We start from the raw sequence: 25925 nt of genomic DNA, 5'->3' as shown, positions 1-25925 counted from the left end.
CGGCAGGATCACTGCTCTTGTACAGGCGTGAATGAACGCCCAAAACTTGCGTTTCAAAAGTACATGAAACACGATGCCTCCCTTGACGCCCGGGAACTCAAGCAGGGGGCACTCTTGGCGATTGGCAGCTGAATAAAAGGGGAAGGTATGGATATTTACGCAATCATCGGTGCTGGCGGCTTCGGCCGGGAAGTGCTGCCCGTTGCAAGAGAACAAATTGGCAAGATGAGCGAAAGTGCATACCGGCTGGTGTTCGTGGATGATGGCGTTCAAGACAAGGAAGTTAATGGCGTAGAGGTCATCTCCTTGTCGGAATTCAAAGCCATTGCGGGAACAAACAAATATTTCAACATTGCGATTGGCAACAGCAAAGTGCGACAGGTTATTGCACAAGACATGATGGCTTCTGGGGCAAGGCCTTTCACGGTCTCTTCGGTGGGCAATAGCGTGATCCTTGACGGCAATACAATTGGCGAAGGATCAATTTTGTGTCCTTTCACAACGATTACGTCCAATGTGAAAATAGGCAGCTACTTTCACGCCAATATCTACTCCTATGTTGCACATGATTGTGTAATCGGTGATTTTGTAACCTTTGCCCCGGGCGTCAAGTGTAACGGCAATGTAACGATCGAAGACCACGCCTATATAGGCACGGGCGCGATTATCAAGCAGGGCACGCCGGACAGACCCATTGTGATTGGCGAAGGTGCCATTGTGGGAATGGGGGCCGTCGTGACCAAAAGCGTGGCAGCTGGAGCCGTGGTAGTTGGCAACCCGGCAAAACCACTTAGCAAAAATCCGGGCAGTTAATCGGCATTTTTATGTTGGCCTGAGAGCCTGCCGGGTGAATCAGAGTCGCAATGAAAGTCACTTGCTCCCAGTCAGCAAGTGACTTGAATATTCACTCTTTGCAACAACAGCGGCGATTTTAACCCTGTACATCCTGGCCGTGATGAGGCTACCGAGCCCGGGCTCGGGGGCCAGGTTGTCCGCAAGGCCCCCCAGGGTCGTATTGCCAGTACCCGCAAGCAAAGCGACGCGGGTAATGGTCGCTGGCCAAGGGCTGGAATCTGCGGCAGTGCAGCAGGATTTGCTATGCTCGCGCCTCGACCGCAAACGCCAATATAGGCGTGCCCCGTTCATATTGAGCCTATTTATGTCTGCCGATACTCAAGCCACTGCGGTGCGCTTTTCCCGTTCCGACTACAGAACCCTGGGCCTTGCCGCCCTGGGCGGAGCGTTGGAAATTTACGATTTCATTATTTTCGTATTCTTTGCCCTGACCCTCAGCCAGCTGTTCTTCCCCCCGGACATGCCCGAGTGGTTGCGCCTGTTGCAAAGCTTCGGGATTTTTGTGACCGGTTATCTGGCTCGTCCACTGGGCGGGATCCTGATGGCGCATTTTGCCGATCATCTGGGACGCAAGCGGGTGTTCAGCCTGAGCATCCTGATGATGGCGTTGCCCTGTCTGCTGATCGGCATCATGCCCACTTACGCCGACATCGGTTACTTCGCCCCGCTGATCCTGCTGGCCTTGCGCATCCTGCAGGGCGCAGCGGTCGGGGGCGAGGTGCCCAGTGCCTGGGTGTTCGTGGCCGAGCATGCGCCGGCCGGGCGCCGGGGCTTCGCGCTGGGCTTTTTGCAGGCCGGGCTGACCTTTGGCTATTTGATTGGTGCCTTGACCGCAACGCTGCTGGCACAGTTGTTTACCCCGGCTGAGATCCTCGATTACGCCTGGCGTTTTCCGTTCCTGCTCGGCGGTGTGTTCGGCGTGATTGGTGTGTGGCTACGCCGTTGGCTGAGTGAAACACCGGTGTTTCTGGCCCTGCGTGAACGCAAGGAGGGCCGTGCAGAGTTCCCCTTGCGCACCGTCCTGCGCGATCACCGGGCGTCCTTGCTGCCGGCCGCGTTGTTGACCTGCGTGCTCACCAGCGCCGTGGTGGTGTTTGTGGTCATCACCCCGACCGTGATGCAGCAACGCTTCGGCATGACCGCCAGCCATACTTTTGCGCTGAGCAGCCTGGGCATTGTGTTCTTGAATATCGGCTGTGTGCTGGCCGGGTTGATCGTTGACCGTATCGGCGTGTGGCGCAGTATTGCGCTATACAGTGTGCTGTTACCGCTGGGTATCGGCCTGCTGTACGCCAGCCTGGTCGGGCAGTGGGCAGTGCCCGGTCTGGCCTATGCGTTCGCCGGTTTGACCTGCGGGATTGTCGGGGTAGTCCCCTCGGTGATGGTCGGGCTGTTCCCGGCAGCAATCCGTGTTTCGGGGATTTCCTTCACCTACAATATCGCCTATGCGCTATGGGCCAGTACCACGCCGTTGCTGCTGATCGCCCTGATGCCGTGGAGCCCGTGGGTGTGCGTGGCGTTCTGCGCGATGATGGGGCTGGTCGGCTTGCTCACCGCCCGGCGCTACGGTTTAAGCGGCGCGACACAGGTCGAGCAGCGCCTATTGGCCAAGGCCGAAATGTAACAGGTGGCAACCTTCGGTCATCACGGTGATTGCTGGCTCTAATAGGAAGCATTACTATTCGCGCCCCACCTGTGCAGTCCCGTGCGATGACTCAGAAAGTGCCCCGCAAAACGGGCTTCTTTGAACATTACGAAGAGTTGATCGGCACCTGGACCCGGCGCCTGCGCAATCGGCAGCAGGCGCAAGACCTGGCCCATGACACCTTTGTCCGCGTGCTCGAATCCAACCCGGATGCGGTCGAACAGCCGCGGGCGTACTTGCACCAGACAGCACGCAATATCGCGGTAGACGGCTTTCGCCGCGAAGAGCTACGCGACGCCAAGGAGCTGGCAGCCGTTCCCCCAAGTTCGTCCGAAACCGGCGATCCGGAGCAGTATATGCGCGCTATCCAGTTGGCTGAGTCGGTCGAAAGGGCTTTGCAGGAACTGCCGCTCAATTGCCGCAAGGTGTTTGTCTGGCAGAAGATCGAGGGCCTGACCCAGGCCGAGATTGCCGAGCGCCTGGGGCTGTCCAGAAACATGGTGGAAAAGTATATGATCCGCACCCTGCGCCATCTGCGTGAACGCGTGGAGGCTCCGTGATGACATCGGTAAAGGATTGCAGGATGGATACACGTGACTGTACCTGTGGCAGCGCCAGCGTGCGTGACGCGGCTGCCACCTGGTTTACCCGGGTGCAAGCGCAAACCCTGAATGCTGGCGAGCAGGCCCAATTCCAGGCCTGGCGCACGCAACACGCCAGCCATGAGGCCGAATACCAGTGGCTGGCCAGTTTGTGGTCTGCCGCCGATCTGTTGCCCAAGGCCCGTTTGCAGGCGCTGTGTGAAGTGCCTGCACCGCGGCACAGCCGGCGTTCGTTTCTGGCCTACGGGCTGGCAGCCAGCCTTGTCGCGGTGGCGGCGGGGGCGGGCATATGGATGCAGCTGCAAGCCTCTGCCGGTTATCACGCAACATTTGCCACGGTGTTGGGTGAGCGTCGTACCGTGACATTGCCCGATGGTTCGGCCATTGAACTCAATGGCCGCAGCCTGGTGCGCGTGAGCTACGAAGGGCAGCAGCGTATTGTCGAGCTGGAGCGCGGCGAGGGCATGTTCAACGTTGCCCATGATGCCGACCGGCCGTTTGTGGTGCAGGCCGGGGCCGGCCAGGTAACCGTCACGGGTACTCGCTTTGACGTGCTGCGCGAAGGTGACCAGGCCCGCGTTGCGGTAGAGTCGGGGCATGTGCGGGTACAGGGCGCCAACCCGGATGCAGTGGTCAACCTGACGGCCGGGCTGGGTACCGTAGTCGATGAGCGTGGCCGGGTGGCCGCCGCGCAGCCGGTCAACACCCGTGCGTTGACGGCGTGGCGCAAGGGCCAGTTGGTGTTCGAAGACGCCAGCCTTGAAGACGTGGCGGCGCAAGTGTCGCGCTATCGCGACAAACCGTTACACGTCAGCACGCCGGCGGTGGCGCAAATGCGCCTGAGCAGCGTGTTCAAAACCAATGACACCGATGCCCTGCTCAAGGCGCTGCCGCAGATCTTGCCGGTCGCGATCATGACGCGGGCAGACGGCAGCCAGGAAATCATCGCGAAAAAATAATTGGCCACAGGATTCAGGTTTTTTTCGAGTTCTTCGTCTTCTTGAACAACTGCAACTGGTTTGCATTAACAGTCGCACTCAAGTGCGATCAACAGGGCAAGACTCGACGTGAAAAACAACAATCCTCGTGGGCGACTTTGCTCGCTTGAAACACCTTTGCGCACACCCTCCAGCCTGACTCGCACGCGCCTGCTGCCGCTGGCGTTGGCCCTGGCGGTCAGTGCCGCGATGCCGGCGGCCTTTGCTGGCGAAGCGGCGTCGAGCGCCATCCATATCCAGGCCCAACCCCTGGGCTCGGCCTTGAGCCAACTGGCGCAGCAAACTTCGCTGCAGGTTTTTTTCAGCCCGCAACTGGTAGCAGGCAAACAGGCCCCGGCCGTCGATGGCAACCTGTCGCCCGAGCAGGCCCTGGGCCGCCTGCTGCAAGGCAGTGGCCTGAGCTATGAGCTGAGTGGCGATGCCGTGACCCTGCGAGCCGCACCCACAGTCAGTGCCGCCGCATCCGGCCCGCTTGAGTTGGGACCGGTGGATGTCAAGGTGGTCGGCAACTGGTTGAGCGATGCCAACGATGCCGTGGTGCAAAACCACCCCGGCGCCCGAACGGTGATTCGCCGCGAGGCGATGATCGAGCAGGGCACCATGAACGTCAGTGATGCCCTCAAGCGCATCCCGGGTGTACAGGTGCAGGAATCCAACGGCACCGGCGGCAGCGATATTTCCCTGAACGTCGGCGTGCGTGGCCTGACTTCGCGCTTGTCGCCGCGCTCCACTGTATTGATTGACGGTATTCCCGCGGCATTCGCTCCTTACGGTCAGCCACAACTGTCGATGGCGCCGATTTCAAAAGGTAAACAGTTTCTAATAAAAGAGGTCGCCAGCGGTGCGGGGACTTGTACCCGTGCCGGTGGGGGCCGGACCACGAAGCGAAAAAAATCTGGTTTGGCTGACGCAAATAGAACCCTCCAAGGGCTTCCAGAGGCCCCCTCATGTGATGGAGCTACGCAATGAAGGTTTTTTTAGACGATGAACGTTCAACCCCTGACGGGTGGATACGAGCCTACTGGCCTGATGAGGTCATTAGACTGCTTCAGGCTGGACAGGTTGAGGTGCTGAGCCTTGATCATGATTTGGGTGACGATAGTCGTGGAACAGGCTATGACGTAATTCTATGGATGGAGACAGAGGTAGCTTTGCACGGTTTTTCACCACCTTTGATACTGATTCACTCTGCCAATTCAGCTGCTGCACAAAGAATGAGAGCTGGAGTAGAATCAATCGCCCGGCTGGCGTCTAGGCAGAGCTTTGCAAATCTGAAGGTTAAATTTTATGAGGAAGAAATTGTGACTGTAAGGGGTGGCGTTCAGAATTCACTGAATTCTCTCTACGAGAAATTCAAAAATGAAGTGTCACTGCCCGCAGAACTTGCAGAGAGAGCATCGCCGCCGCTTCTTTTGAGTGTTTCAGATAAATGGGTGAACGCCGAAAAACGTGTTTTAGTTGTAGGGCAGGAAACGCTTGGTTGGGATTTTCATCCCGGTGACTACTTTCCCGATCTTAAAGATCCGATCATGACCTTCGCGGATTTCCAAGTCACGCCGAGTAGCGTAGCCGCACTTACTGCTGGTTATCGTGATTTTGAGTTCGCTAGGCATCAACCGGGGAATTACAACAGTCCGTTTTGGCGAGCCTACCGCAGCGTGCGATCCTCCTTGGGGGAGGACGTAGATGGTGCTGAAACAGCGGTGCTCTGGACTAACCTTTTCAGGATGTCACTCGACAATGGAAGTGTGTATGAGAATGGGAGTTCTGAAGAGGCTGCACTGATACGGGAGGCGGGTTCGGCCTTGCTACGTGCTGAAATTCAGGTACTCGCTCCAACCTCTGTGATTTTCTTCACTGGACCCAACTACAACGAGCATCTCTACGCACAGTTTCCGGGGGTCGAGCCTTTCAATCTTGAGAGCTATGAGCCGGAGAAAACCTCCATGCTGAAACACCCCCTTTTACCGATCCGAACTTTTCGAACCTATCATCCTGCTTATCTAGCAAGAAGTGGTCAGTGGGGCATAATTTCAGAGATTAATGCTTGGAATCAAGAATCGGATTAATCTGAATATATCAATTAATAGCTGATAAAAGCCCCTCTGCGGAGAGGGGCTGCCATTGGTATATTGGGGTAAGTCGGACAGTAAAGGTCCAGTATGCACACCAGAGAAAGCATCCGATTGCACATTGTGCAGAATGGTATGAAAACCAGCCGATTTAGGTCGTGGCAGGATGCTGCAGAAAGTGAAAAAAGGGGGCTGTTGCGTGAGCATCTTCCTTCAGGGTATTCAAATTGGTTTGCTATCGTAGAGGGTAAATCCATCTGGTGGATTTACTCTGACTCGTCTGACGGTGGGGTCTGGACAAGTGAAGGTATGGCAATAACGGGGTGCTGGGTACCATACGATGATGCCTTGGCTCGTGCTATTTATGATTTGTGCTACCCTAAGAAGCTAAACAGTTATAAATAAAAAGGATGAGAGGCACTTATGGTAAAGGATAGAAATTGGCGTCTTGAAAATATGTTGGCAAGTCTCGGAGAGACGCCTGAAGATGTACGAGATTTTTTTGTATACTCCTATCATTTTATCGATGACCGCTTGTTTTTCTTAAATGCAAGGGAAACACTAGGCGAGTTCCCAGATGGCTACGCTATTGTTCGTGAGGCTGAAATGCTTTTGAAGAGGCATGGCTGGGAAGGTGACGGCACGTTAGAATTGCTGTGGTTGCCTCCATTCATGGGTGTTGGCGTAGAAGACACATATGGAGTTGTTTGCTTTCATGTCAAACAATCCAATAACGGCACCTCATGGTTCGCCTCGAAATATGCACTTCCATTTGAAAGCTTAGAGCCACACAACTAAACCTGTAGGTTTGGATATATATAATGGTCGTACGCGGCCATTATGGAGCTGTTGTGGCTTTTGGTTTATTATATCTTACCATGCATATAAAAAAGTCAATAAAAAATCATTTTTTCATACAGGCAAGCAGTGCCACGTTTTTAGGGCGTGTTTCAGTACCGCCGAAACTTTGCACTGTAATCGTGTGGGTGTGTAACCCTGCTGGCTGCGACCAGACAGATTGTATGCCATACCAGTTCTCATCACCTAAAACCGCGTTGCCGGGGTCTGTTGGGGATCGATCTCGCGTATGACGTGTCTCGTGGCTATGTAACCCATCCATCGAAGCCGTAGCGTTGTGTTTGTGGCTTTTTAGATCGTCTTGCTGGGCGGAAGCTAAGGATCTACCCGGATCGATGCCCTTGCCGTTATCCCAAGCCCTTACGAACTGCCCGCGTAGGTCGAGTGTTCCACCTGAACCGTTTGCTGCGATCCAGCCCGGTGGACAGCTTGTAGCGTTAAAAAACGCATACATGCCGGACGTTGATTGAGTTGTCCAAATACCGCTTTCGCACGATAAAATTAGCCCTTTAAAGTCTCTGGCGAGCAGGCCATTGGGAGAGCAACTTGTGCCAGCGGCTTCTACTTTTGTTAGGTTTATGTTGTTGTCGAACTGTCCTCTACCTTTGACAGTCAAGGTTCCATCCATTCTGGAATTGCCTAAAACTGCCAAGTCTTTCTTGACGTTCATGTAATTGGTGTTTATTTCGTCTGAAAATATTGTATCTGTGTAAAGCGTTTTGATTAGCCCTTTTCCTGCGGAAAGGGTATCAATGACCTGATAGGCAACCTCTGTTCCTGCGTCGTCTTGGGAAAGCATTCCACAAGGTGCGTTTTCAGTTGATTCGATAAGACCATCTGCTGAGTGAGTATATACAGGGCAAAGTCTATCAAGCATCACTCTTTCATTGGTCGATGAGTTTACTGCTACATCTACCGCTACCGGGCTGCCAGTTTCTGTATGGATTCCGATACCACAATCCACTGTTTTTGACTCCCAAGCACTTCCGCTTGTGTCTTTAACCCATTTGATACAGCGAAGTCTGTTATGCCCTTTGGACTCTTTAAACGCGACTGCTGAGCCTAGCATTGAGTTTGTTCCATCTACTCTTAAATACTCGTTTCCGCCCTCTCGGTCGTAGGTGGCGACTAATGTGCAATTAGCTTTTAAAGCTAGGCATTCCGTATTGGTTATTTTTGTAGCGGGGTCGGAGAGTGCAGCAAAGTAGAACTGATGACCGCCAGTCACGTTTAAAGAGTCATTAGCATTGGCGGCAATTTTTGCTCTGTTGTAATATCGGAAATTTTGAGAAAAAGATTTTTCATTTTTCGGTTGAAAGATGACTTTGTAGTTTTTTATAAATCCTTCTTCGTCGGGGGTTATTTTTGCATTCGCAATGAAGTCATATGGAACTCTTGACCAGAATTTACAAGGAATGAGTTGTGTTGATTTCTCTTTAGATAAAACAGGCACCCAGCTTTTGGGGTTTCCGCAAGTGGAGTCTTTGGCGATAAATTCATTATTAAGCATTTCAAGGATGGCCGGAGAACCACTCCACTCGCTGCCATTCTTGAAGTTGTCAATGTCCCAGCCATCGAGATGGATACGCTTGTCAAAAGCGGTGATGATGGAGACTATATCTTTTCCGAATATAGTGGCTTGTTGCTCTCGCTGTTGTTCCAGATACCAACAAAGGAAGCTGACGACAAGAGACATTACTATTGATAATGAAAGAAGCGTTTCAAAAAGAGTTAAGCCTTTTTGTTTTTTATTACGGATGAGTGCCATGGGTTTTATTTATGTTGTTATATTTACAATAACATAAAAGAGAAACTTTAAAAGAGGGGTTGTTGATGGGGGTGATAGCTAATGGTTCGGAGGTATATCCTTGAACCTATGGCTGCTTAGCTCAACGAAAAGATAGGCGGTATTTTCTACTCTGTGGGAGTAGGATATATGCCCGTGAAGGTCATTATTTGGTTTAAAGATACAAGTATGTATCGTGGCAGGATACATAGTGGTTGTAAATTCCTACGGTGTAGGAATGTGTATATCCGCAAAGCGAAAAATAGCTTCACGGGTATAAGTATGTAAAGTGGGGCTTTACATGTATTTATAGTTTAATGTCCAGCTTTTCGATAATAGATTGCTTGTATTCGTCGGCTTCAATGTCTATTTTTATTTTTGCTTCTTTCCACTGTTCTTCATAAAGGTCTTGCCATCGTGCTACTAATGAATGGACAATCATATCAAGGTTTTGTTGTTTTACACTGTTCCCGCTTCTTGCAAACTCCTTGATTAGAACATCATTGGATATTGATTTGCAGCCTGAAAATGCTGCTATTAGCTTTTTAGCGAGGTTTGAGGTCATTCGTATATCATGAAGCTCATCCATTTCTATTATTTTTATGAACAAAATTAAAAATTTTTGACGCTCACGTCTTTTAAATCCACCAACCATGCCGCCTATTTTTCCTGCATATTCCATCCTGTTCATAATTAGAACTCCTATGTTGTTATAATACCAATACCATAGGGTTTTGATATGTCAATGCTTCAAGGTCATATCTCCGAACCTTCAACTATTTCAGGTTTTGCTTCCGGGATATGTATTGTAGGAAATTGGCTACTTTCGATTTTTTTGAAATTTTAACGTCACCAATCCCCCACATTTTTTTGTGAAATTAATTTGAGAGCGATTTTTGAGTTTTTGCAGTGTCGTTTTTTGTTCTGCTTTGTGGCAAATTTCAACTAAGTGATTTGCTTAGGGTTGAACCCTATTTGCTCATTAACGTCCGACCTTATATTTATTTTCGTTTTGCTATTGACAAGGTTTTTTGCTGTAAATAAGCCATAATTCAATGGTTAAAAAATTAAATATCTAAAAAAATTCGATGAAAACGTTAAATTTTCACGGCAATTTTTTCAAGAAAATAATTTTTGTAAAAAGTCGATTTTTGGTTACTGCCCCAAATCGCTTTCGGGATATTTAGGCTTATCAGCCCAGTGAATGATATTCACCCATTTTGATGAATTTTGAAAAGTGTGAAATTTTCATCAGGAGAGAAATTTGATATGTATGTATACATACATATAGGTTGGGGGACATATCTCCGAACCTATGGAAGTATTGGGTTGAGTGGTTAACGCTGTTTTGGACTGTTTTTGATATAGGCTTTTTACACTACCCATAATGCTGCGAGGTATAACGCATTTGGCTATTTTAGGCGTGTAGTGGTGTGGCTTGGTGTCGTTGTATCAACGGAGTGGAAGAATGCCGATTTTGACCAATTCCGTGCGTTATATCGATATCGGTGGGGCGGTGTATGTATATGTGGGGGATACGGGGAGGAAAGGGAGGGGATGGGCGGGAAAGGAAGAAGAAACACCCTCACCGGGTGCTATTATCTGATATAGGCTTTTGCACTAATTATAATGCTAGGGTTGCTTTCTCCAATAAAATATAGTTCTACGGCTTACATTTAACTCCTTCATGACTTCCTTAATGGTTGCTCCTGCTTCAAGTAAGATAATACCTCGTTCTCTCTTGGTCTTGCCCTTCTGTTTACCCCTGAAAGCCTGTATCTCGCTTGTATGGGTTCTTGCGACATAATCGTCAAAGGTGCCCCGGTTAAAGTTTCTATGCGTCCACTTCGCCACGCTTTTGGCCGTGTGCTTTACTTCGGAAATGTCCAACGGCGTAGTAAAATTAACGTTGTAGCCGGTGGCACGGTCTAGGCAAGCGTTTAGCCATTGTTCATAGGTCGGCCAACCCTGACGAATCGCCTTGTATGCCCACGCTCTTAATTGGTCAAAAAGCATACAGTTACGACCCAAGCCATAATCCTCTATGGGCTTTTCTTTGGCCTTTTCAGGGGTTAGGTCGATGTAGTCGGCCAAGTCGTCCAACGTGTATGGATCGGCCTGCCATTGGTGGACGATCCAGTGGGAATTGATCGGGTTCTTGCAGATCAACCCGGAATAGCCTCTGTCGGCTCCCAGACGACTACGCAAGCCTGCCTCAACGGCTGCAGCGTATCGTAAAGCGGCGGTTTTGCCGTCGATTGCGGTTCGGACAGGTGTTTGTAGGAGGTAAAGCAAATGAGCGTGCCCATTGGCCGGATTTCGAGCTATTAGGTTTGGGGCTGGTGCTCCCACGTCATCCCAGTGCATCCCTGCATTAGATTTATCGAGGTCAAAAACCATCCAATATCTATGTGTAGGCCCATTGGGCTGAACTAGTCTTGCAAGTTTAGCTTTTTCTTTTTTATTGATTTTTAAGCCGCTGATTAAATCATCGGTGTGATAAGGTCTCTTTGGTAAGTAGTCCTCAAATAGTTTTATACATCCCATTGTTTTCCTCTTCTAATTGGTTGTTTAGAAAAAGAAAACCTTGGAAGATGACTTGACAATAAACTTTTTGATGATTAAATGAGTGTGTTGATTAAAGTTTTTTAAAATTTTATTGTAGTATCCTTAGCCACCTTGCCGGGTGGTTTTCTTTTTCTGCTCCTTTCAAGTTGCCACACTTTCGAAGTTTGTCAAACTTAGATGGTAAAAAACCCGCTTAGTCGCGGGTTTTTTATTGGCATAAAAAAGCCTGCACGATGCAGGCAAAGGGAAATGGGAATTACACTACCGCCTGTAAGTGGTGAGTTTGTACTGTGGTTTGTGTTGAAAATCAATGCTGCCTATCAATTAGACTGAAGGATATGAGTTTTTTCATTCAAGAAATTATTTTTTTTGCCGATACAGCAAGTACTGATTTATTACGTCTTGGGTTTAGGAGCGGTCGATGAATATTAGAAGTATGAACATTGGTAGTCGAGCCGGTATTGGGTTCACAATTATCGCATTACTCGTTTTGGTTATGGGAGGGATCGCTTTATTCCAAGCATACCAAATGGACGATGCAGCTGCCGAAATTCGTAATGAGTGGTTGCCAGCAGTCGAGGCTGTGGGAGAGGTTGGGAGTAGTTTAGGGCGAGCCAGAGCACTGACTTTACGAACGTTGATTTTGGAGGGGAAATCCGAACTAAATACTACCGTTGATCTGGTTAGAAGTATAAACCAAGATGTTGCTATGAGCTTGAAAGGTTATGAAAAGGAAATAGATGACTCTGAGGATCGTCAGATTTTCGAGAAATTTAAAACCTCATACGAAAAGTACCTTTCTGTTCAGCGTCAGATTTTAGAAGGAGTTTTGTCTTCACCTGAAAGGGCTGACGAAATTAAGATGGCAAATGGACCTTTGGCTGATGATGCTGATCAAATGATGGTTTTTTTAAATCAGTTGATTAAGTTTAATAAGAAAGGTGCTGTTTATGCTGCTGATCAAACAAATAAAGTATTTAATGCTGCTGTTTTCATGATTGTTGTCGCGTTGATTATTATTTTGATACTGATGATTGTAATCGCGGTGGTTCTTACTCGGAGTATCGTTTCTCCTTTGGCTGAAGCGGTGGTAGTTGCAGATAGAATTGCCGATGGTGATTTAACTCAACGAATCAAGATAAATGGTTCTGACGAGCCTGCACACCTGCTAATTGCATTGAAAAAAATGCAGATTAGCTTGCATGATACGATTAAAAGAATCTCCGAATCATCAAATATGCTGGCTTCTGCTTCTGAAGAGTTACATGCGGTGACGGAGGATACTAATCGAGGACTCAACCAGCAAAGTGCAGAAATCGACCAAGCCGCTACAGCGGTAAATGAGATGACAGCGGCGGTTGAGGAAGTGGCTCGTAACGCTGTAAATACTGCCGATGATTCTAAAGCTGCTGATAAAAGCACCTATCAAGGCCGTGAAAAGGTTAGTCAGACTTTGGAGTCCATTAATAAACTCGTTGGTAATATCTCTGATACTTCGTCTGAAGTTAAAATTTTGGCACAGAGTGCCGGTGAAATTAGTCAAGTACTGGTAGTAATTCGCTCAATTGCTGAGCAAACAAACTTGCTGGCACTTAATGCTGCCATCGAAGCTGCTAGGGCTGGCGATGCTGGTCGTGGCTTTGCTGTTGTAGCGGATGAGGTACGTGCGTTGGCTCATAGAACCCAACAATCGACAGCTGAAATAGAACAAATGATTGAAGGTATTCAATCAGGTACAGGCCGTGCAGTTGATGCTATGAATGAGAGCCAAGACCGTGCTAATGGCACGTTAGTGGTTGCTCGGGAAGCTAATGATGCTCTTGAGGTAATTAGTGAAGCAATTACCTCAATCAACCAGAAAAACTTGGTTATTGCCAGTGCTTCGGAAGAGCAGGCACAGGTTGCCCGTGAAGTTGACAGAAATTTGGTTAATATTAGGGATTTGTCAATGCAAACGTCTGCGGGGGCTAACCAAACCAATGCGGCTAGTCAAGAGCTTTCGCGTCTTGCGGTAGATTTGCATTCTATGGTTTCAAAATTTAGGCTTTAAAAGCAAGATGACGCTCGCAAATTATTTATAAGCCCCTTTTAGGGGCTTTTTTTATGAGTTAGCTATATGGGTCATAAGGGTCTTGATATGGGCTTGGTGGCTTGAGTTTTAGCAGTCTTCTCTTTCTGGCTTCTTTCGCCTGCAGGGCTTCCTCCTTGTCAAACTCAACAACTTGTTTTCTTGTGAACGTGTCGGATGCCAAAAGTTTCACTTTATCTGTAAATCCTAACTCCACTTTGGCATGGTCTAATCCTTGTTCTTTTAGTTGTTCCCCAACGTTAAATAGGTAATCCTTTCGTTTCTCTGAACCCAAGCGGCTTGCCATTTTATATGTGTTTTCTCTTAATCTCTTATAGAATTGCTCTGGATTTTCATCAAGCCTTTTGGCTTCAAGTATTCGATCAACCAGAATGTCAAATTTTTTGATTAATGGTTCAAGCTCTTCCTCGTAGACCTTAATCGCTTTTTCTAATACTGATTTTCTTTCGGTATCCTCTTCTATTTTCTTCCTTAGCTCGCGTAGTTCTTTGGTCATTTTTTCTTTGGTGGATTTGAAATTTATCTTTAGCTGTTCGGTTTTGTTCGTCTTCTCGGTTATGTCCTCGGACAGTATTTGCCTATGGTGGTCGAGCTTCGCATTTTCTTTTTGCTGCTCTGTGGCGTGCATCTCTAAGTTTTGGATTTTATTCTGGTATGTTGAAACAGTATTTTGAAGCTCGCTTATCGTGGTGTTAAGAGTGACGACATTCGTTTTTTGCTCGGTCAGCTCTTCTTTCTTCTGTGTAAGCTCCTGCTCAAGTTTCTCTACTTGTCTGGTGTAATAGTTATGGCTTCGCTCGCTCTTGGGCTTCTTGGCCTCCTGCTCAATCTTGCTTAGGAATTCTTTGTTATCCTTGGTTTTAGGTAGGAATTTGGCTTGTAAGCCATATGGAGCGGCTAAGCTGTTAAAGTGCTCGTAAAAGGCCGCCTGCATTACTTTTGACTTCCATGACTCGCGTTCTCGGATAAACCTATGGTTTTGCTTTTCTTCGCTACGGTTGGGAAGTTTGAAGTTTTCTAATGTTGGCGGTTCGGATATATTATCAAGGTGAGCTTTGTTCTTCGCGTAGTATTGTGATGCGAATTCAAATTCTTGGGCTGAAAAATCATATTTTCCGGTCTTTGTGTTTTGAAGGTCAAGGAAGGCGTGAACGTGGTTGGTTGTCTCGTCCAAGTGGCTGAATGAAAAAAGCATCTTGTTGTTGGGGAAATTCTTTTGATAGAACTGGTGCATGGCTTTCTGCAAAAGGTCTGTGTATCCCTTTGTGATTGCCAATTTATTGGGTTCAGGTATCACAAGGATGATTTCTTTAACCCTGTTGACCGTCCTTGATACGGCTCGATCTGGTGCGTTTTGCTCGATCTCTCGCTTTTTGGTGGTGTAGTTCTCTAGAAGGTCGATACGCTGAGCTACACGGCTGATTTTGTGCTGATTGAGTAGGGCGGCGTAGTCTCCGACTACCAACGGCCTTTCTCCCTCCATTACCGATGTGACGTATTCTTTTATTTGGGTGGGTTCGGTTGCGTTGATGAATTTGACCAGCTTCGATTTTAGTTTTCGGAGCTTTTCTTTTTCTGCTGCTATCTCGTCAGTCGCTTCTGTTGCTTTGAGTTTGGTTTGTAGTTGGTCGTTGAAGTCGGCCAGCAATTGCTCTGCCAGTTCCCTTGTTAATACCTGTTCAACACCACCAATAATGGCTATATTGGGGTGCGGTGGGTTGGGGTTGAATTCAAAGTCGTCATACTCGTTTTGGTCCAGCCTAAGCGAGTGTTTCAACGAGCTATCCAGCCCATTCAGGTTGGAATAGTTTCTGTCTCTTTTAGTCAGCGTAATTATCTGCAAATTGGTATCATTCATTTTATCCTCAGTGGTGGGTTGGTTTTTGCTCTTGGCTTTTGCTTCTGTCCTGCCGACTAGGCACCTGCGTTAACCGTCACATCTTTTGCGTAGCAAAAGTGGGATGGTTAACATAGCTGGTATGTTTCTAAGGGCTTCTTTGAAAACTTGAACCATATGCATATATTGAACCACATAAAAAATGTATATCAAGCATGATGGTGTGGGTGGTTTTGTATAGTGGTGTTGGTTGGGTATGTGCGTGCGGTGTAGTAATCTTTATTATAGTTATCTAGTGTATATGATATCTATATATAGATAACTAAAGACGTGTGTGGGTGCGTGCGTATACATGAGGCGTGTGCGGGGGAGTGCATTATGCGAGAGATTTTTTTAAAAAAGTTTTTTTTGAAGAAAGTCAAAAGCTATTCTGGTGATTAAGAGCGTGATGCCTTTTGTTTTTGCTCTGGTTTTTAACGTGTAACGCCTTGGATTGTTAATGTGTAACCCCTCCAATTTTCGGTTTATTAGAGGGGCTTAATTTTATTTTATGATGTGGGAAAGGTCTGGTATTCCAAATGGCGTTAGTGGAGCTTTTTGTTTGAAAAATTGATGGGTATAAAGATTAAAGTCTTTTTCACCTTTTATACGAATGTCCATGCCGACGAGGTTTGTTTCTTTGTCAATTTTAACGTCGAAGGTGATTCCTCTGGTGATGAAAAATGTGTTGAGTTTCAATCGGCCTTCTTCTGTTTCGTATAGGGCTATTATGTCTTCGTAGGTGGTGATTTCGAGCGTTTCCGCTTCGATTGCTAACGTGCCTTCAAGTTTTTGGATCTCGCTTTCTAACACGGTGATCCGTGCTTCGCTATCGGCCACACGCCTGATAAATGTATTTGGAATTATTCCGTCAAACTGAGCTAGCGAAGCCTCTAACATCTCCAATGTGGATTTTTCGGTTGTTAGCTTGGCTTTCTTGGCTCGTATTTCTTCTTTTGGTGCCGAAGTATCACGAACGGAAAAGAAACGGCTGAATGCGTCGTTTACGGTGTCCATTTGCTTGTATTGGTCTTGGCTGAACCAAGTGAAGTCTTTTCGCTTCTTGTCTGTCCGCTCGTCAATGTAACGATTTTCCGATAATTGCCTAACGAAAGCGAGGAATGTGCCGAAAACAAGCTCAAATCTTATTCTGTTACTACATTCGCATACTCGTTCGGCTCTGTTAGAGCAAACAAGGTAGGCGTAGCGTTTTTTCTCGGTTCCTAATATTTGTAAGTTGAAAATCATCCCGCATTTATGTTCTTCGCATTGGATGCAGTGCCGGAAAATATTGTAATGGTGGGGTGTTCTACGTCCGTAATTTCGCCCATTTAATCGGGTTTTCATCGCAGCAACGGCTGCACTGAATTCTATTTCATCAATGATTTTTGGAAAATAATTGGGAACATAACGATCAAACGCTTTGGTGCCGTTCTCGTTGCGTCGTTGCAAACGTAGCACGCCAATTGGGCTTTTGCTGTTTATAAGTTGAAGGACTGCTGTTCTAGTCCAACGGCGTTTTGAATGTTTATTTACTTGCTTAACGCTCTCCAATACTCCAACGTGTTTGAGTAGGTCGAAAATCTGGCGAATTTCTTGGGCTTCATCTTCAACGATGATAAAAGATTGACTTTGTTCATCAAAGCGAAAGCCGTAGGGGCATCGTTTACCTATAACGTTGGTTTCTGCAGTGTCTCGCTTCTTTACCCACACGGATTTCAGGCGTTTGCTCTTGGTGTCGCTTTCTTCGTGTGCCCGTTTTGCGATTACACCTACTAGGATCAAGGTTTCGAGGTCGCGGCTTGGATCGTCGTAGGAATATGTCTTGTTGTCGAAAACGGTGTGTAGTCGCACGCCTTTTTTGAGAATTGATTGGATTAGATCAACGGAGTCGGTGAGTTTCTGGCGGGTTAGTCGGTCGATTGATTCGACAATGATGTAGTCGCCATGCTCAATTTCTCCACTCTCTATCCTGTCCAACAACCCTTTTAACTGGCCGATCCGGGCGTTTGCACCACGGAATGCACTGATCCCCTTGTCGATAACGGTTTCGACCACGGGGACGCCTGTGACCTCTGTAAATGCTTGGAGTGGGGTGGTTTGACGGTCGTGGCTGTCTCGGCCTTCTTCGCCTTGCGAGGCGGTTGACCATCTGACGTATGCGTATGCCTTGGGCATTGAATCGGCTCCGGGTAGGTTCTATCTCATTTTATTAGAAAATAGCTTACCGTGGTCCTCGGGCAACCTGGACAGCATCGACGTGGTGCGCGGCGCCGGTTCGGTACGCTACGGGCCGCAAAACGTGGGCGGGGTGATCAACTTTGTGACCCGGGCCATTCCCGAGACCTTCCAGGGCGAAGTCGGCACCACCCTGGAAACCTCCGAACGCGGCGGCTGGAAGCACATCGAATCGGCCTTCCTCGGCGGCACGGCAGACAACGGCATCGGCGCCGCACTGCTGTATTCCGGGGTCAAGGGCGATGGCTACAGGGCGCGCAACAACGACAACGATATCGATGACGTGTTGCTCAAGACCCATTGGGCACCTACCGATCAGGATGACTTCACCCTTAATTTCCACTATTACGATGCCACGGCAGACATGCCCGGCGGCCTGACCCAGAAGCAGTTCGACGCCGACCCGTACCAGTCGCTGCGCGACTACGACAACTTCACCGGGCGGCGCAAGGATGTGTCCTTCAAGTACTTGCGCCAGATCGATGACCAGACCCAGTTTGAAGTCCTGACCTATTACACCGACAGCTTCCGTGGCAGCAATATTGCCGCGCGCAACCTGCAAACCCTGGCGTCCTACCCGCGCAGCTATCACACCTTCGGCATCGAACCGCGGGTGTCCCATGTGTTCAGCCTGGGCCCAGTGACCCAGGAAGTGGGTGTGGGCTATCGCTATCTCAAGGAAGCCATGCATGAAGAGGCCAGCCAGGTGTACCTGGTCAATAACGTGCCCGTACCGGGGCCCGGGGCTGACGGCCATGTGTATCAGGACCGCACCGGCGGCACCGAGGCCAACGCCTTCTATATCGATGACAAGATCGATGTGGGCAACTGGACGGTCACTCCGGGGATCCGCTTTGAGCGCATCAGCACCAACTGGCACGACCGCCCGGTGCTGGGCAACAACGGCAAGCCGGTGCAAGAGAAAAACCGCAGCATCGACAGCAGCGAAGCACTGCCGGCCTTGAGCGTGATGTATCACCTGTCGGATGCATGGAAGCTGTTTGCCAACTATGAAACTTCGTTCGGCAGCCTGCAGTACTTCCAGCTGGGCCAGGGGGGTGTAGGTGATGCCACGGCGGCAGGCTTGCGTCCTGAAAAGGCCAAGACTTACGAGCTGGGTACCCGCTACGACAATGGCGTGTGGGGCGGTGAAGTGACGCTGTTCTATATCGACTTTGCCGATGAGCTGCAATATGTGAGCAACGATGTGGGCTGGACCAACCTGGGCGCGACCAAACACCAGGGCATCGAGTCGTCGGTTCACTATGACATGTCGGCCCTGGACGCACGCCTTGACGGTCTATCGGTCAATGCGGGCTTTACCTATACCAAGGCTACGTCCGAGGGTGACATACCCAACTTCAAGGGCCGTGACCTGCCGCTGTATTCGCGCCAGGTGGTCAACCTGGGTGCGCGGTATGTGGTCAACCGCTGGACCTACAACCTGGACATGTTTGCCCAGTCCCAGCAACGCGCGCCGGGTACTGGCGGGGTGTATATCACCGACCCGACCCCGGATGGCCAGTACGGCGATATTCCTGGATATGCGACCTGGAGTACCCGGGTTGGCTACGACTTCGGCCCGCAAGCGTCGAACCTGAAGGTGGGAGCGGGGATCAAGAACCTGTTCAACCAGGAGTACTACACCCGCTCCAGTGACAACAACTCGGGGATTTACCTGGGCGAGCCGCGTACGTTCTTTGTGCAGGCAAGTGTGGGGTTATAAACGCATCACACAGACTGTGGGAGCGGGCTTGCCCGCGATTCAGGCAGCGCGGTGTTTCAGTTTTACCGACGTGATCCTGTCGCGAGCAAGCCCGTTCCCACAGGGCCAGGGCAGCGTCCGTCAAACCCGTAAAATCCGCCCGCTGATGGCCACGGCCAGCAGCATGGCGGTGATCAGCAAGAAGGCGCTGCCCAGGCTGCTGGCATGGGCAATAAAGCCGATGGCCGCAGGCCCTGCCAGAATGCCCGCATAACCCAGTGTGGTGATGGCCGGCACGGCGATGTGTTCCGGCATCACGGTCTGTTTGCCCACGGCGGTGTACAGAACGGGCACGATGTTGGAGCAACCTGCGCCCACCAGCGCATAACCCAGCAACGCTAACTCCCAGCTCGGTGCCAAGGTTGCCAGGGCCATGCCCGTGGCGGCAAACAACCCGCCCAGGACAATCACCAGTCGCGCGCCCAGGCGCCTGACGATGGTGTCGCCCATCAACCGTCCTGCGGTCATGGTCAAGGCAAATGCGGCATAGCCCAGCCCGGCATAGGCTTCGTCGATGCTTTTCTCACTGGTCAGGAACACGGCGCTCCAGTCGAGCATCGCGCCTTCGGCCAGGAATACGGTAAAGCACAGCAAACCGATAAACAGCACCACGCCGTGGGGCACGGCAAACGCCGGGCCACTGCTTTCACTGCCATAGGGCAGCAGATGCGGCGCAGCCTTGAGCAGGGCCGCGAGGATCAACACGATCACCACCACTATTGCCCACAGCGGCGACAGCCCCAACGCCAGCAGGGCGCTGACCCCGGCCGCACCGGCAATCCCGCCGACACTGAACAGCCCGTGAAACCCCGACATCATGTTGCGCCCGCTGGCGCGTTCAACGATCACGGCTTGCAGGTTGACGGTGGAGTCGACGGCGCCCAGGCCCGCGCCAAACAAAAACAGTGTGGCGATCAACAGCGGTATGGCACTGACCGTTGCCAGCAGGGGCAAGGCGAGGCAGATCAACAGCGTGCCGCCCACCAGCACCCGGCGACAGCCATAGCGCGTGGCCAGGATACCGGCGACGGGCATCGCCAGGATCGAGCCCGCGCCCAGGCACAGCAACAACAGGCCCAAGGTGGCCTCGTCCAGTCCTGCCCGCGCTTTGGCGTAGGGCACCAGTGGCGCCCAGGCGGCGAGGCCAAAGCCTGCGATAAAAAACGCAATGCGCGTCGACATTTGTTCAAGACGCCCGGGCACAAGGGGCATTTGGGTGGTGATGGCAGTCATGGTCATCCTTGGAAAACGGGCTTTGGTGCGCTGCGGCGTAACATCCTTGCATATTTGCGGCATGGCTCGCGAGGGCGCTGGCGTACGGATTGGCGAGAGTGGTTGAATAGCGCGCTTGCTTATCCCGCTGCCACTGGTACGTATTTTATGGACAAGAACTCTGACTCCGCAGTGCTATTGCTCAACCCCGCAGGGCTGTATGACCCTGCGCCCAATGGTTACTCCCATGTTGCCCGTGTGGCAGCGAATGTGCGCCTGGTGTACACCGCCGGCCAGGGCGGCGAGAACGCCGACAGCGAGCTGTCAGCCGACTTTGCCGAGCAGGTCCGCCAGGCCTTTGCCAACCTGCAGATCGCCCTGGCAGCGGCGGATGCGCAGATCAAGGACGTGGCCAAGATCACGGTATTGATCGTGGATCACAGCCTGGAGCGTTTGCAGATTCTGGGCGCCGAGGTGAAGCGGGTATGGGGCGAGCTGCCGGCACCGGCCTGTACCTTGATTCCGGTGCCGCGCCTGGCGCTGGATGAGATGTTGTTTGAGGTCGAGGCGGTTGCGGCGGTAGCCGTCTGAGAGATTGCCCTGTGGGAGCGGGCTTGCTCGCGATAGCAGCACCTCGGTGATTGAGCTACACCGAGCCGCACGCATCGCGAGCAAGCCCGCTCCCACAGGAGGGTCACACCTGCAACAGGCGCTCCCTGAGCTTGCCGATTTCGTCGCGCATCTGCGCCGCGGCCTCGAACTCCAGATCGCGGGCCAGGGCGTACATTTTTTCTTCCAGCTGGCGAATGCGTTTGCTGATCTCGCTCGGCGAGCGCAGTTCGTTTTCGTACCTGGCGTTTTCTTCCGCGGCCTTGGCCATGCCTTTGCGTTTCTTGCTGCGCGAGCCCGGCACCACCGCACCTTCCATGATATCGGCCACGTCCTTGAACACGCCTTTGGGCGTAATGCCGTTGGCCAGGTTGAAGGCGATCTGTTTCTCGCGGCGGCGTTCGGTCTCGCCGATGGCGCGCTCCATCGAGCCGGTGATGCGGTCAGCGTAGAGAATCGCCCGGCCATTGAGGTTACGTGCCGCCCGGCCGATGGTCTGGATCAGCGAGCGCTCGGAACGCAGGAAGCCTTCCTTGTCGGCGTCCAGGATCGCCACCAATGACACCTCGGGCATGTCCAGGCCTTCACGCAGCAGGTTGATCCCCACCAGCACGTCAAACACCCCCAGGCGCAGGTCGCGGATGATCTCGACCCGTTCCACGGTGTCGATATCCGAGTGCAGGTAACGCACCCGTACGCCGTGGTCGGCCAGGTAATCGGTGAGGTCTTCGGACATGCGCTTGGTCAGGGTGGTCACCAGCACGCGCTCTTCGAGGGCCACCCGCTTGGAAATCTCTGAGAGCAAGTCGTCGACCTGGGTCAGGGCCGGGCGCACCTCGATCTGCGGGTCGACCAGGCCGGTCGGGCGCACCACTTGCTCGATCACCCGGCCCGAGTGCTCGGCCTCGTAATTGCCGGGGGTGGCGGAGACAAAAATGGTCTGCGGGCTGATGCGCTCCCATTCGTCAAAACGCATCGGCCGGTTGTCCAGCGCCGAGGGCATGCGGAAGCCGTATTCCACCAGGGTCTCTTTGCGCGAGCGGTCGCCTTTGTACATGGCGCCCACCTGCGGCACGCTGACGTGGGACTCGTCGATGACCAGCAGGGCGTCGGCCGGCAGGTAGTCAAACAGGGTAGGCGGTGCGGCGCCGGGCTCACGCCCCGACAGATAGCGCGAGTAGTTTTCGATGCCGTTGCAGTAACCCAGCTCCATGATCATTTCCAGATCAAAGCGGGTGCGCTGTTCCAGGCGCTGGGCTTCGACCAGCTTGTTATTGGCACGCAGGTACTCGAGACGCTCCTTGAGTTCCTCCTTGATGCCTTCGACGGCGTCGAGCAGGGTTTCGCGCGGCGTTACATAGTGGCTCTTGGGGTAAAAGGTAAAGCGCGGCATCTTGCGGATGACTTCGCCGGTCAGCGGATCGAAGGCGCTGATGCTTTCGACTTCGTCATCGAACAGTTCGATGCGTACCGCCTCCAGATCCGACTCGGCAGGGTAGATGTCGATCACATCGCCGCGCACACGGAAGGTGGCGCGGGCAAAATCCATGTCGTTGCGGGTGTATTGCAGGTCGGCCAGGCGGCGCAGCAACTCGCGCTGGTCAAGCTTGTCGCCGCGGTCGACGTGCAGCACCATCTTCAGATACGTCTCGGGGCTGCCCAGGCCATAGATGCACGACACCGTGGTGACGATGATCGCGTCCTTGCGCTCCAGCAGGGCCTTGGTCGCGGACAGGCGCATCTGCTCGATATGGTCGTTGATCGAGGCGTCTTTCTCGATAAAGGTATCGGAGGAGGGCACATAGGCTTCGGGCTGGTAGTAGTCGTAGTACGAGACGAAGTACTCCACCGCGTTGTTGGGGAAAAACGACTTGAACTCGCCATACAACTGCGCGGCCAGGGTCTTGTTGGGCGCCAGCACCAGGGTAGGGCGGTTCACATGGGCGATCACGTTGGCGATGCTGAAGGTCTTGCCCGAGCCCGTTACCCCGAGCAGGGTCTGGTGCGACAGACCGGCTTCGATGCCTTCGATCATCTGGCGAATGGCTTCGGGTTGATCGCCCGCAGGCTCAAAGCGGGTAACAAGCTGGAAATCGGGCATGAAGGACCTCTGGTTTGCGTCTGTAAGGCCGCAGGAAAAAACAGGATACGGGTAAATATGGAGGCCCTGTCCTACTGTTTCAAGGCGAAGCTCTGATACGGGCCTATTGGCAAAGATTGCAATTAGACCAGTGGCCTGAAAATAAACTCAAATACTTGGCCAAAACCGGCAATAGCCTGTTGCCCGAATCCTGATCGGGCTTATACTTGCTCCCCGTTTGTGCACCGCTCTAGTGCAATCGGCTGGAGCGTTGTCACCCCCTCCATTCCCCATTCAGAGCCGCCGTAATAATGAGCCTGTTCTCCGCTGTCGAAATGGCACCACGCGATCCTATCCTGGGCCTCAACGAAGCATTCAACGCCGATACTCGTACCAGCAAAGTGAATCTGGGGGTCGGTGTTTACTGCAACGAAGAGGGACGAATTCCGCTCTTGCGTGCCGTTGTCGAAGCCGAAACGATCCGGGTTGCCCAGCATGCGTCGCGCGGCTACTTGCCGATCGACGGCATTGCTGCTTACGACCAAGCTGTACAGAAGCTGCTGTTCGGTGCCGAATCGTCACTGCTGGCGGCTGGCCGGGTGATCACCACGCAAGCCGTTGGTGGCACGGGCGCGCTGAAAATCGGTGCGGACTTCCTCAAGCAACTGCAGCCGGGCGCTGTGGTGGCCATCAGCGATCCAAGCTGGGAAAACCACCGCGCGCTGTTCGAAACTGCCGGTTTCCCGGTGCAGAACTATCGCTATTACGACGCTGCCAGCCATGACGTGAACCGTGCCGGCATGCTCGAAGACCTCAACGCCTTGCCAGCCGGTTCGATCGTGGTGCTGCACGCCTGCTGCCATAACCCGACCGGCGTCGACCTGACCCCGGCCGACTGGCAGAACGTGCTGGATGTGGTCAAGGCCAAGGGCCTGATCCCGTTCCTGGACATGGCCTACCAGGGCTTTGGCGACGGTATCGACGAAGACGCTGCAGCCGTGCGCCTGTTTGCCGAATCGGGCCTGAGCTTCTTCGTTTCCAGCTCGTTCTCCAAGTCGTTCTCGCTGTATGGCGAGCGCGTTGGCGCACTGTCGATCATCACTGAATCCCGGGAGGAGAGCGCCCGCGTTCTGTCCCAGGTCAAGCGCGTGATCCGCACCAACTACTCCAACCCGCCGACCCACGGCGCAACCATCGCCGCTGCAGTGCTAAACAGCCCTGAGCTGCGTGCGATGTGGGAAGAAGAGCTGGCAGAAATGCGTCTGCGCATTCGTGGCATGCGTCTGCAGATGGTTGAACTGCTGTCGAAAAAGGCCCCGGGCCATGACTTCAGTTTTGTTGCCCGTCAGCGTGGCATGTTCTCGTACTCCGGCCTGACCGTTGAACAAGTGACGCGCCTGCGTACCGAGTTCGGCATCTACGCCCTGGATACCGGTCGAATCTGCGTGGCTTCTTTGAATCAGCGCAACATTGAAGCGGTAACCGACGCCATTGTTCAGGTCATCTGAACAATCCGGGAGAAGTCATCGAAAGTGTTGACTTCTCTTTTTATATCAGTAAGATAGACGCCATTCCGCGATAGCTCAGTTGGTAGAGCAAATGACTGTTAATCATTGGGTCCCTGGTTCGAGTCCAGGTCGTGGAGCCAGATAGAAAAAAGCCGCTAGCGATAGCGGCTTTTTTTTGCCTGAAATTTGGCAAATGCCTGCCGGATACCCCGCCTGAATTCCTCAGAAAATAATGGCTTTTAGCCATTTTCTTGCAACCTGAAACGTTTTTTTTAAGAAGTTCGTCACGAATATCGCTATTCGATAATAAAAATCGTTTACTCCTATCTGAGAATGATTATTATTGCCTGCAGTTCGGTCTAGCTCAAAGGATCTGTGTCAGTGATAAGAACTTCTCCGGTATTTTCCCGACTGCAAGCCGGGAAAAACGTTTACGGCATGCTCAACTCTCTCCCTTCACCGCTGCTTTGCGAGATGCTTGCATTTGCCGGCTATGACTTTGTAATCCTTGATCTAGAGCACTTGCTGCGTTCCGAAGACGACATCATGCATTGTGTGCGGGCCTGTGAGGCCGCCGGAATTTCGCCTTGGCTGCGCATGGCGCAAGTGGACGAGAAACTGATCGGCAGGGCGCTTGATGCCGGCATTGAAGCCATCGTGCTTTCGCGCACCGAGAGTGCAGGGCAGGTTCGGCGCGCCCTCGACGCAGCTTTTTTCCCGCCCCTGGGCAAGCGCGGCATCACTGGCGGGCGCATCACCGGCTTCGGCCGCCTGCCACTGCCCGACTACATCGAGCTGGCCAACCGCCAGACCCCCATCATCCCCATGATCGAAAGCCGCGCCGGCGTCGACGCGCTAAGCGAGATCCTGCAATTGCCGGGTGTCGGCATGATCATGGAAGGCGCCCTCGACCTGGCCCTTGATCTTGGCCTCGGCCCGGACCCGCTCAATCCCCAGGTCTGGCAAACCCTGCAAGACATGGCCGATACCTGCCTGCGTGCCGAAGTAGCGTTTTGCGCCAACCCGCGCACCGCTGAACAGAATGCGCTGTGGCGCGCTCGTGGCGTTCGCAGCTTTTTGGCGGGTGAAGACCGCGGCCTGCTGCATAACGCCTTGAAAGCCCGCCTGCACTCTCTCCAACAGCAATAAATGAGTCGACGTAGT

Annotated in this window: 17 protein-coding genes, 1 tRNA gene and 2 pseudogenes; 13 read left to right on the top strand and 7 right to left on the bottom strand. The window is 51.9% G+C overall.

The window, feature by feature from the left end; all coding sequences use genetic code 11:
• Positions 1 to 147 precede the first annotated feature (147 nt).
• The 7 genes and pseudogenes from BFC21_RS07110 to BFC21_RS07080 all read left to right on the top strand — a co-directional run bounded on the left by BFC21_RS07110 (position 148) and on the right by BFC21_RS07080 (position 6970).
• Positions 148 to 813: an acetyltransferase gene (locus BFC21_RS07110; protein ID WP_120265853.1), complete on the top strand. Its 666-nt coding sequence runs from the start codon at positions 148 to 150 to the stop codon at positions 811 to 813.
• A 346-nt stretch (positions 814 to 1159) separates the two neighbouring features.
• The gene (locus BFC21_RS07105) at positions 1160 to 2479 is read left to right on the top strand and encodes an MFS transporter (protein WP_095003651.1); all 1320 of its coding nucleotides are present in this window, start codon (positions 1160 to 1162) and stop codon (positions 2477 to 2479) included.
• Positions 2480 to 2565: 86 nt separating this feature from the next.
• Positions 2566 to 3060: a sigma-70 family RNA polymerase sigma factor gene (locus BFC21_RS07100; RefSeq protein ID WP_088379487.1), complete on the top strand. Its 495-nt coding sequence runs from the start codon at positions 2566 to 2568 to the stop codon at positions 3058 to 3060.
• 23 nt (positions 3061 to 3083) lie between these two features.
• Positions 3084 to 4061, top strand: coding sequence for a FecR family protein (locus BFC21_RS07095; protein WP_088377566.1), 978 nt, complete (start codon positions 3084 to 3086; stop codon positions 4059 to 4061).
• Positions 4062 to 4289: 228 nt separating this feature from the next.
• Positions 4290 to 4952, top strand: a pseudogene (locus BFC21_RS07090) (secretin and TonB N-terminal domain-containing protein); the annotation flags it as partial.
• A gap of 113 nt (positions 4953 to 5065) precedes the next feature.
• Positions 5066 to 6169, top strand: a complete 1104-nt coding sequence (locus BFC21_RS27520) for a cyclic-phosphate processing receiver domain-containing protein (protein ID WP_256557631.1) — start codon at positions 5066 to 5068, stop codon at positions 6167 to 6169.
• Between the two features lie 426 nt (positions 6170 to 6595).
• Positions 6596 to 6970: a hypothetical protein gene (locus BFC21_RS07080; protein WP_120265852.1), complete on the top strand. Its 375-nt coding sequence runs from the start codon at positions 6596 to 6598 to the stop codon at positions 6968 to 6970.
• Between the two features lie 106 nt (positions 6971 to 7076).
• Here BFC21_RS07080 and pilV read toward each other — a convergent pair whose 3' ends face one another.
• The 3 genes from pilV to BFC21_RS07065 form a co-directional block, all read right to left on the bottom strand.
• A complete protein-coding gene (pilV, locus tag BFC21_RS07075; protein ID WP_120265851.1) occupies positions 7077 to 8798 on the bottom strand; it encodes a shufflon system plasmid conjugative transfer pilus tip adhesin PilV in 1722 nt (573 codons plus the stop codon).
• 325 nt (positions 8799 to 9123) lie between these two features.
• The gene (locus tag BFC21_RS07070; protein ID WP_120265850.1) at positions 9124 to 9507 is read right to left on the bottom strand and encodes a hypothetical protein; all 384 of its coding nucleotides are present in this window, start codon (positions 9505 to 9507) and stop codon (positions 9124 to 9126) included.
• A gap of 941 nt (positions 9508 to 10448) precedes the next feature.
• Complete coding sequence (locus tag BFC21_RS07065) at positions 10449 to 11363, bottom strand: replication initiation protein (RefSeq protein WP_120265849.1); 915 nt, start codon at positions 11361 to 11363, stop codon at positions 10449 to 10451.
• A gap of 442 nt (positions 11364 to 11805) precedes the next feature.
• On the opposite strand from BFC21_RS07065, the gene BFC21_RS07060 reads away from it, so the two are divergent.
• Entirely contained in the window at positions 11806 to 13434 is a 1629-nt protein-coding gene (locus BFC21_RS07060; RefSeq protein ID WP_120265848.1) for a methyl-accepting chemotaxis protein, read from the top strand.
• 58 nt (positions 13435 to 13492) lie between these two features.
• Here BFC21_RS07060 and BFC21_RS07055 read toward each other — a convergent pair whose 3' ends face one another.
• The gene (locus BFC21_RS07055) at positions 13493 to 15331 is read right to left on the bottom strand and encodes a hypothetical protein (protein ID WP_120265847.1); all 1839 of its coding nucleotides are present in this window, start codon (positions 15329 to 15331) and stop codon (positions 13493 to 13495) included.
• 522 nt (positions 15332 to 15853) lie between these two features.
• A complete protein-coding gene (locus BFC21_RS07050; RefSeq protein ID WP_017736445.1) occupies positions 15854 to 17527 on the bottom strand; it encodes a recombinase family protein in 1674 nt (557 codons plus the stop codon).
• 46 nt (positions 17528 to 17573) lie between these two features.
• Between BFC21_RS07050 and BFC21_RS07045 the strand changes: the two are divergent.
• Positions 17574 to 19313 (top strand): annotated as a pseudogene (locus BFC21_RS07045) (TonB-dependent receptor family protein); the annotation flags it as partial.
• Between the two features lie 120 nt (positions 19314 to 19433).
• Here the strand turns inward: BFC21_RS07045 and BFC21_RS07035 are convergent.
• Positions 19434 to 20585 carry an MFS transporter gene (locus BFC21_RS07035; protein WP_120265845.1) on the bottom strand — a complete coding sequence of 384 codons (1152 nt, stop codon included), beginning with the start codon at positions 20583 to 20585 and terminating at the stop codon, positions 19434 to 19436.
• Positions 20586 to 20732: 147 nt separating this feature from the next.
• Between BFC21_RS07035 and BFC21_RS07030 the strand changes: the two genes are divergently transcribed.
• On the top strand, positions 20733 to 21155 hold the full coding sequence (locus BFC21_RS07030; protein ID WP_095003654.1) for a RidA family protein: 423 nt from the start codon (positions 20733 to 20735) through the stop codon (positions 21153 to 21155).
• Positions 21156 to 21258: 103 nt separating this feature from the next.
• On the opposite strand, the gene uvrB is transcribed toward BFC21_RS07030, so the two are convergent.
• Positions 21259 to 23274 (bottom strand): excinuclease ABC subunit UvrB, encoded by a 2016-nt coding sequence (gene uvrB / locus BFC21_RS07025; protein ID WP_086797407.1) that lies wholly within the window; start codon positions 23272 to 23274, stop codon positions 21259 to 21261.
• 290 nt (positions 23275 to 23564) lie between these two features.
• Between uvrB and BFC21_RS07020 the strand changes: the two genes are divergently transcribed.
• The 3 genes from BFC21_RS07020 to BFC21_RS07010 all read left to right on the top strand — a co-directional run bounded on the left by BFC21_RS07020 (position 23565) and on the right by BFC21_RS07010 (position 25910).
• Positions 23565 to 24761, top strand: a complete 1197-nt coding sequence (locus tag BFC21_RS07020) for an amino acid aminotransferase (protein WP_088377563.1) — start codon at positions 23565 to 23567, stop codon at positions 24759 to 24761.
• Between the two features lie 64 nt (positions 24762 to 24825).
• Positions 24826 to 24901: transfer RNA gene (locus BFC21_RS07015), tRNA-Asn, on the top strand.
• A 298-nt stretch (positions 24902 to 25199) separates the two neighbouring features.
• Positions 25200 to 25910, top strand: coding sequence for an HpcH/HpaI aldolase/citrate lyase family protein (locus BFC21_RS07010; RefSeq protein ID WP_088377562.1), 711 nt, complete (start codon positions 25200 to 25202; stop codon positions 25908 to 25910).
• The last annotated feature ends 15 nt before the right edge of the window (positions 25911 to 25925 follow it).

Source organism: Pseudomonas sp. TMW 2.1634 (assembly GCF_001703595.1).
GTDB classification, from domain to species: Bacteria; Pseudomonadota; Gammaproteobacteria; order Pseudomonadales; family Pseudomonadaceae; genus Aquipseudomonas; species Aquipseudomonas fragi.
Note: the sequence above shows the minus strand (reverse complement) of the source record. Positions and strands in the feature narration are given on the sequence as shown.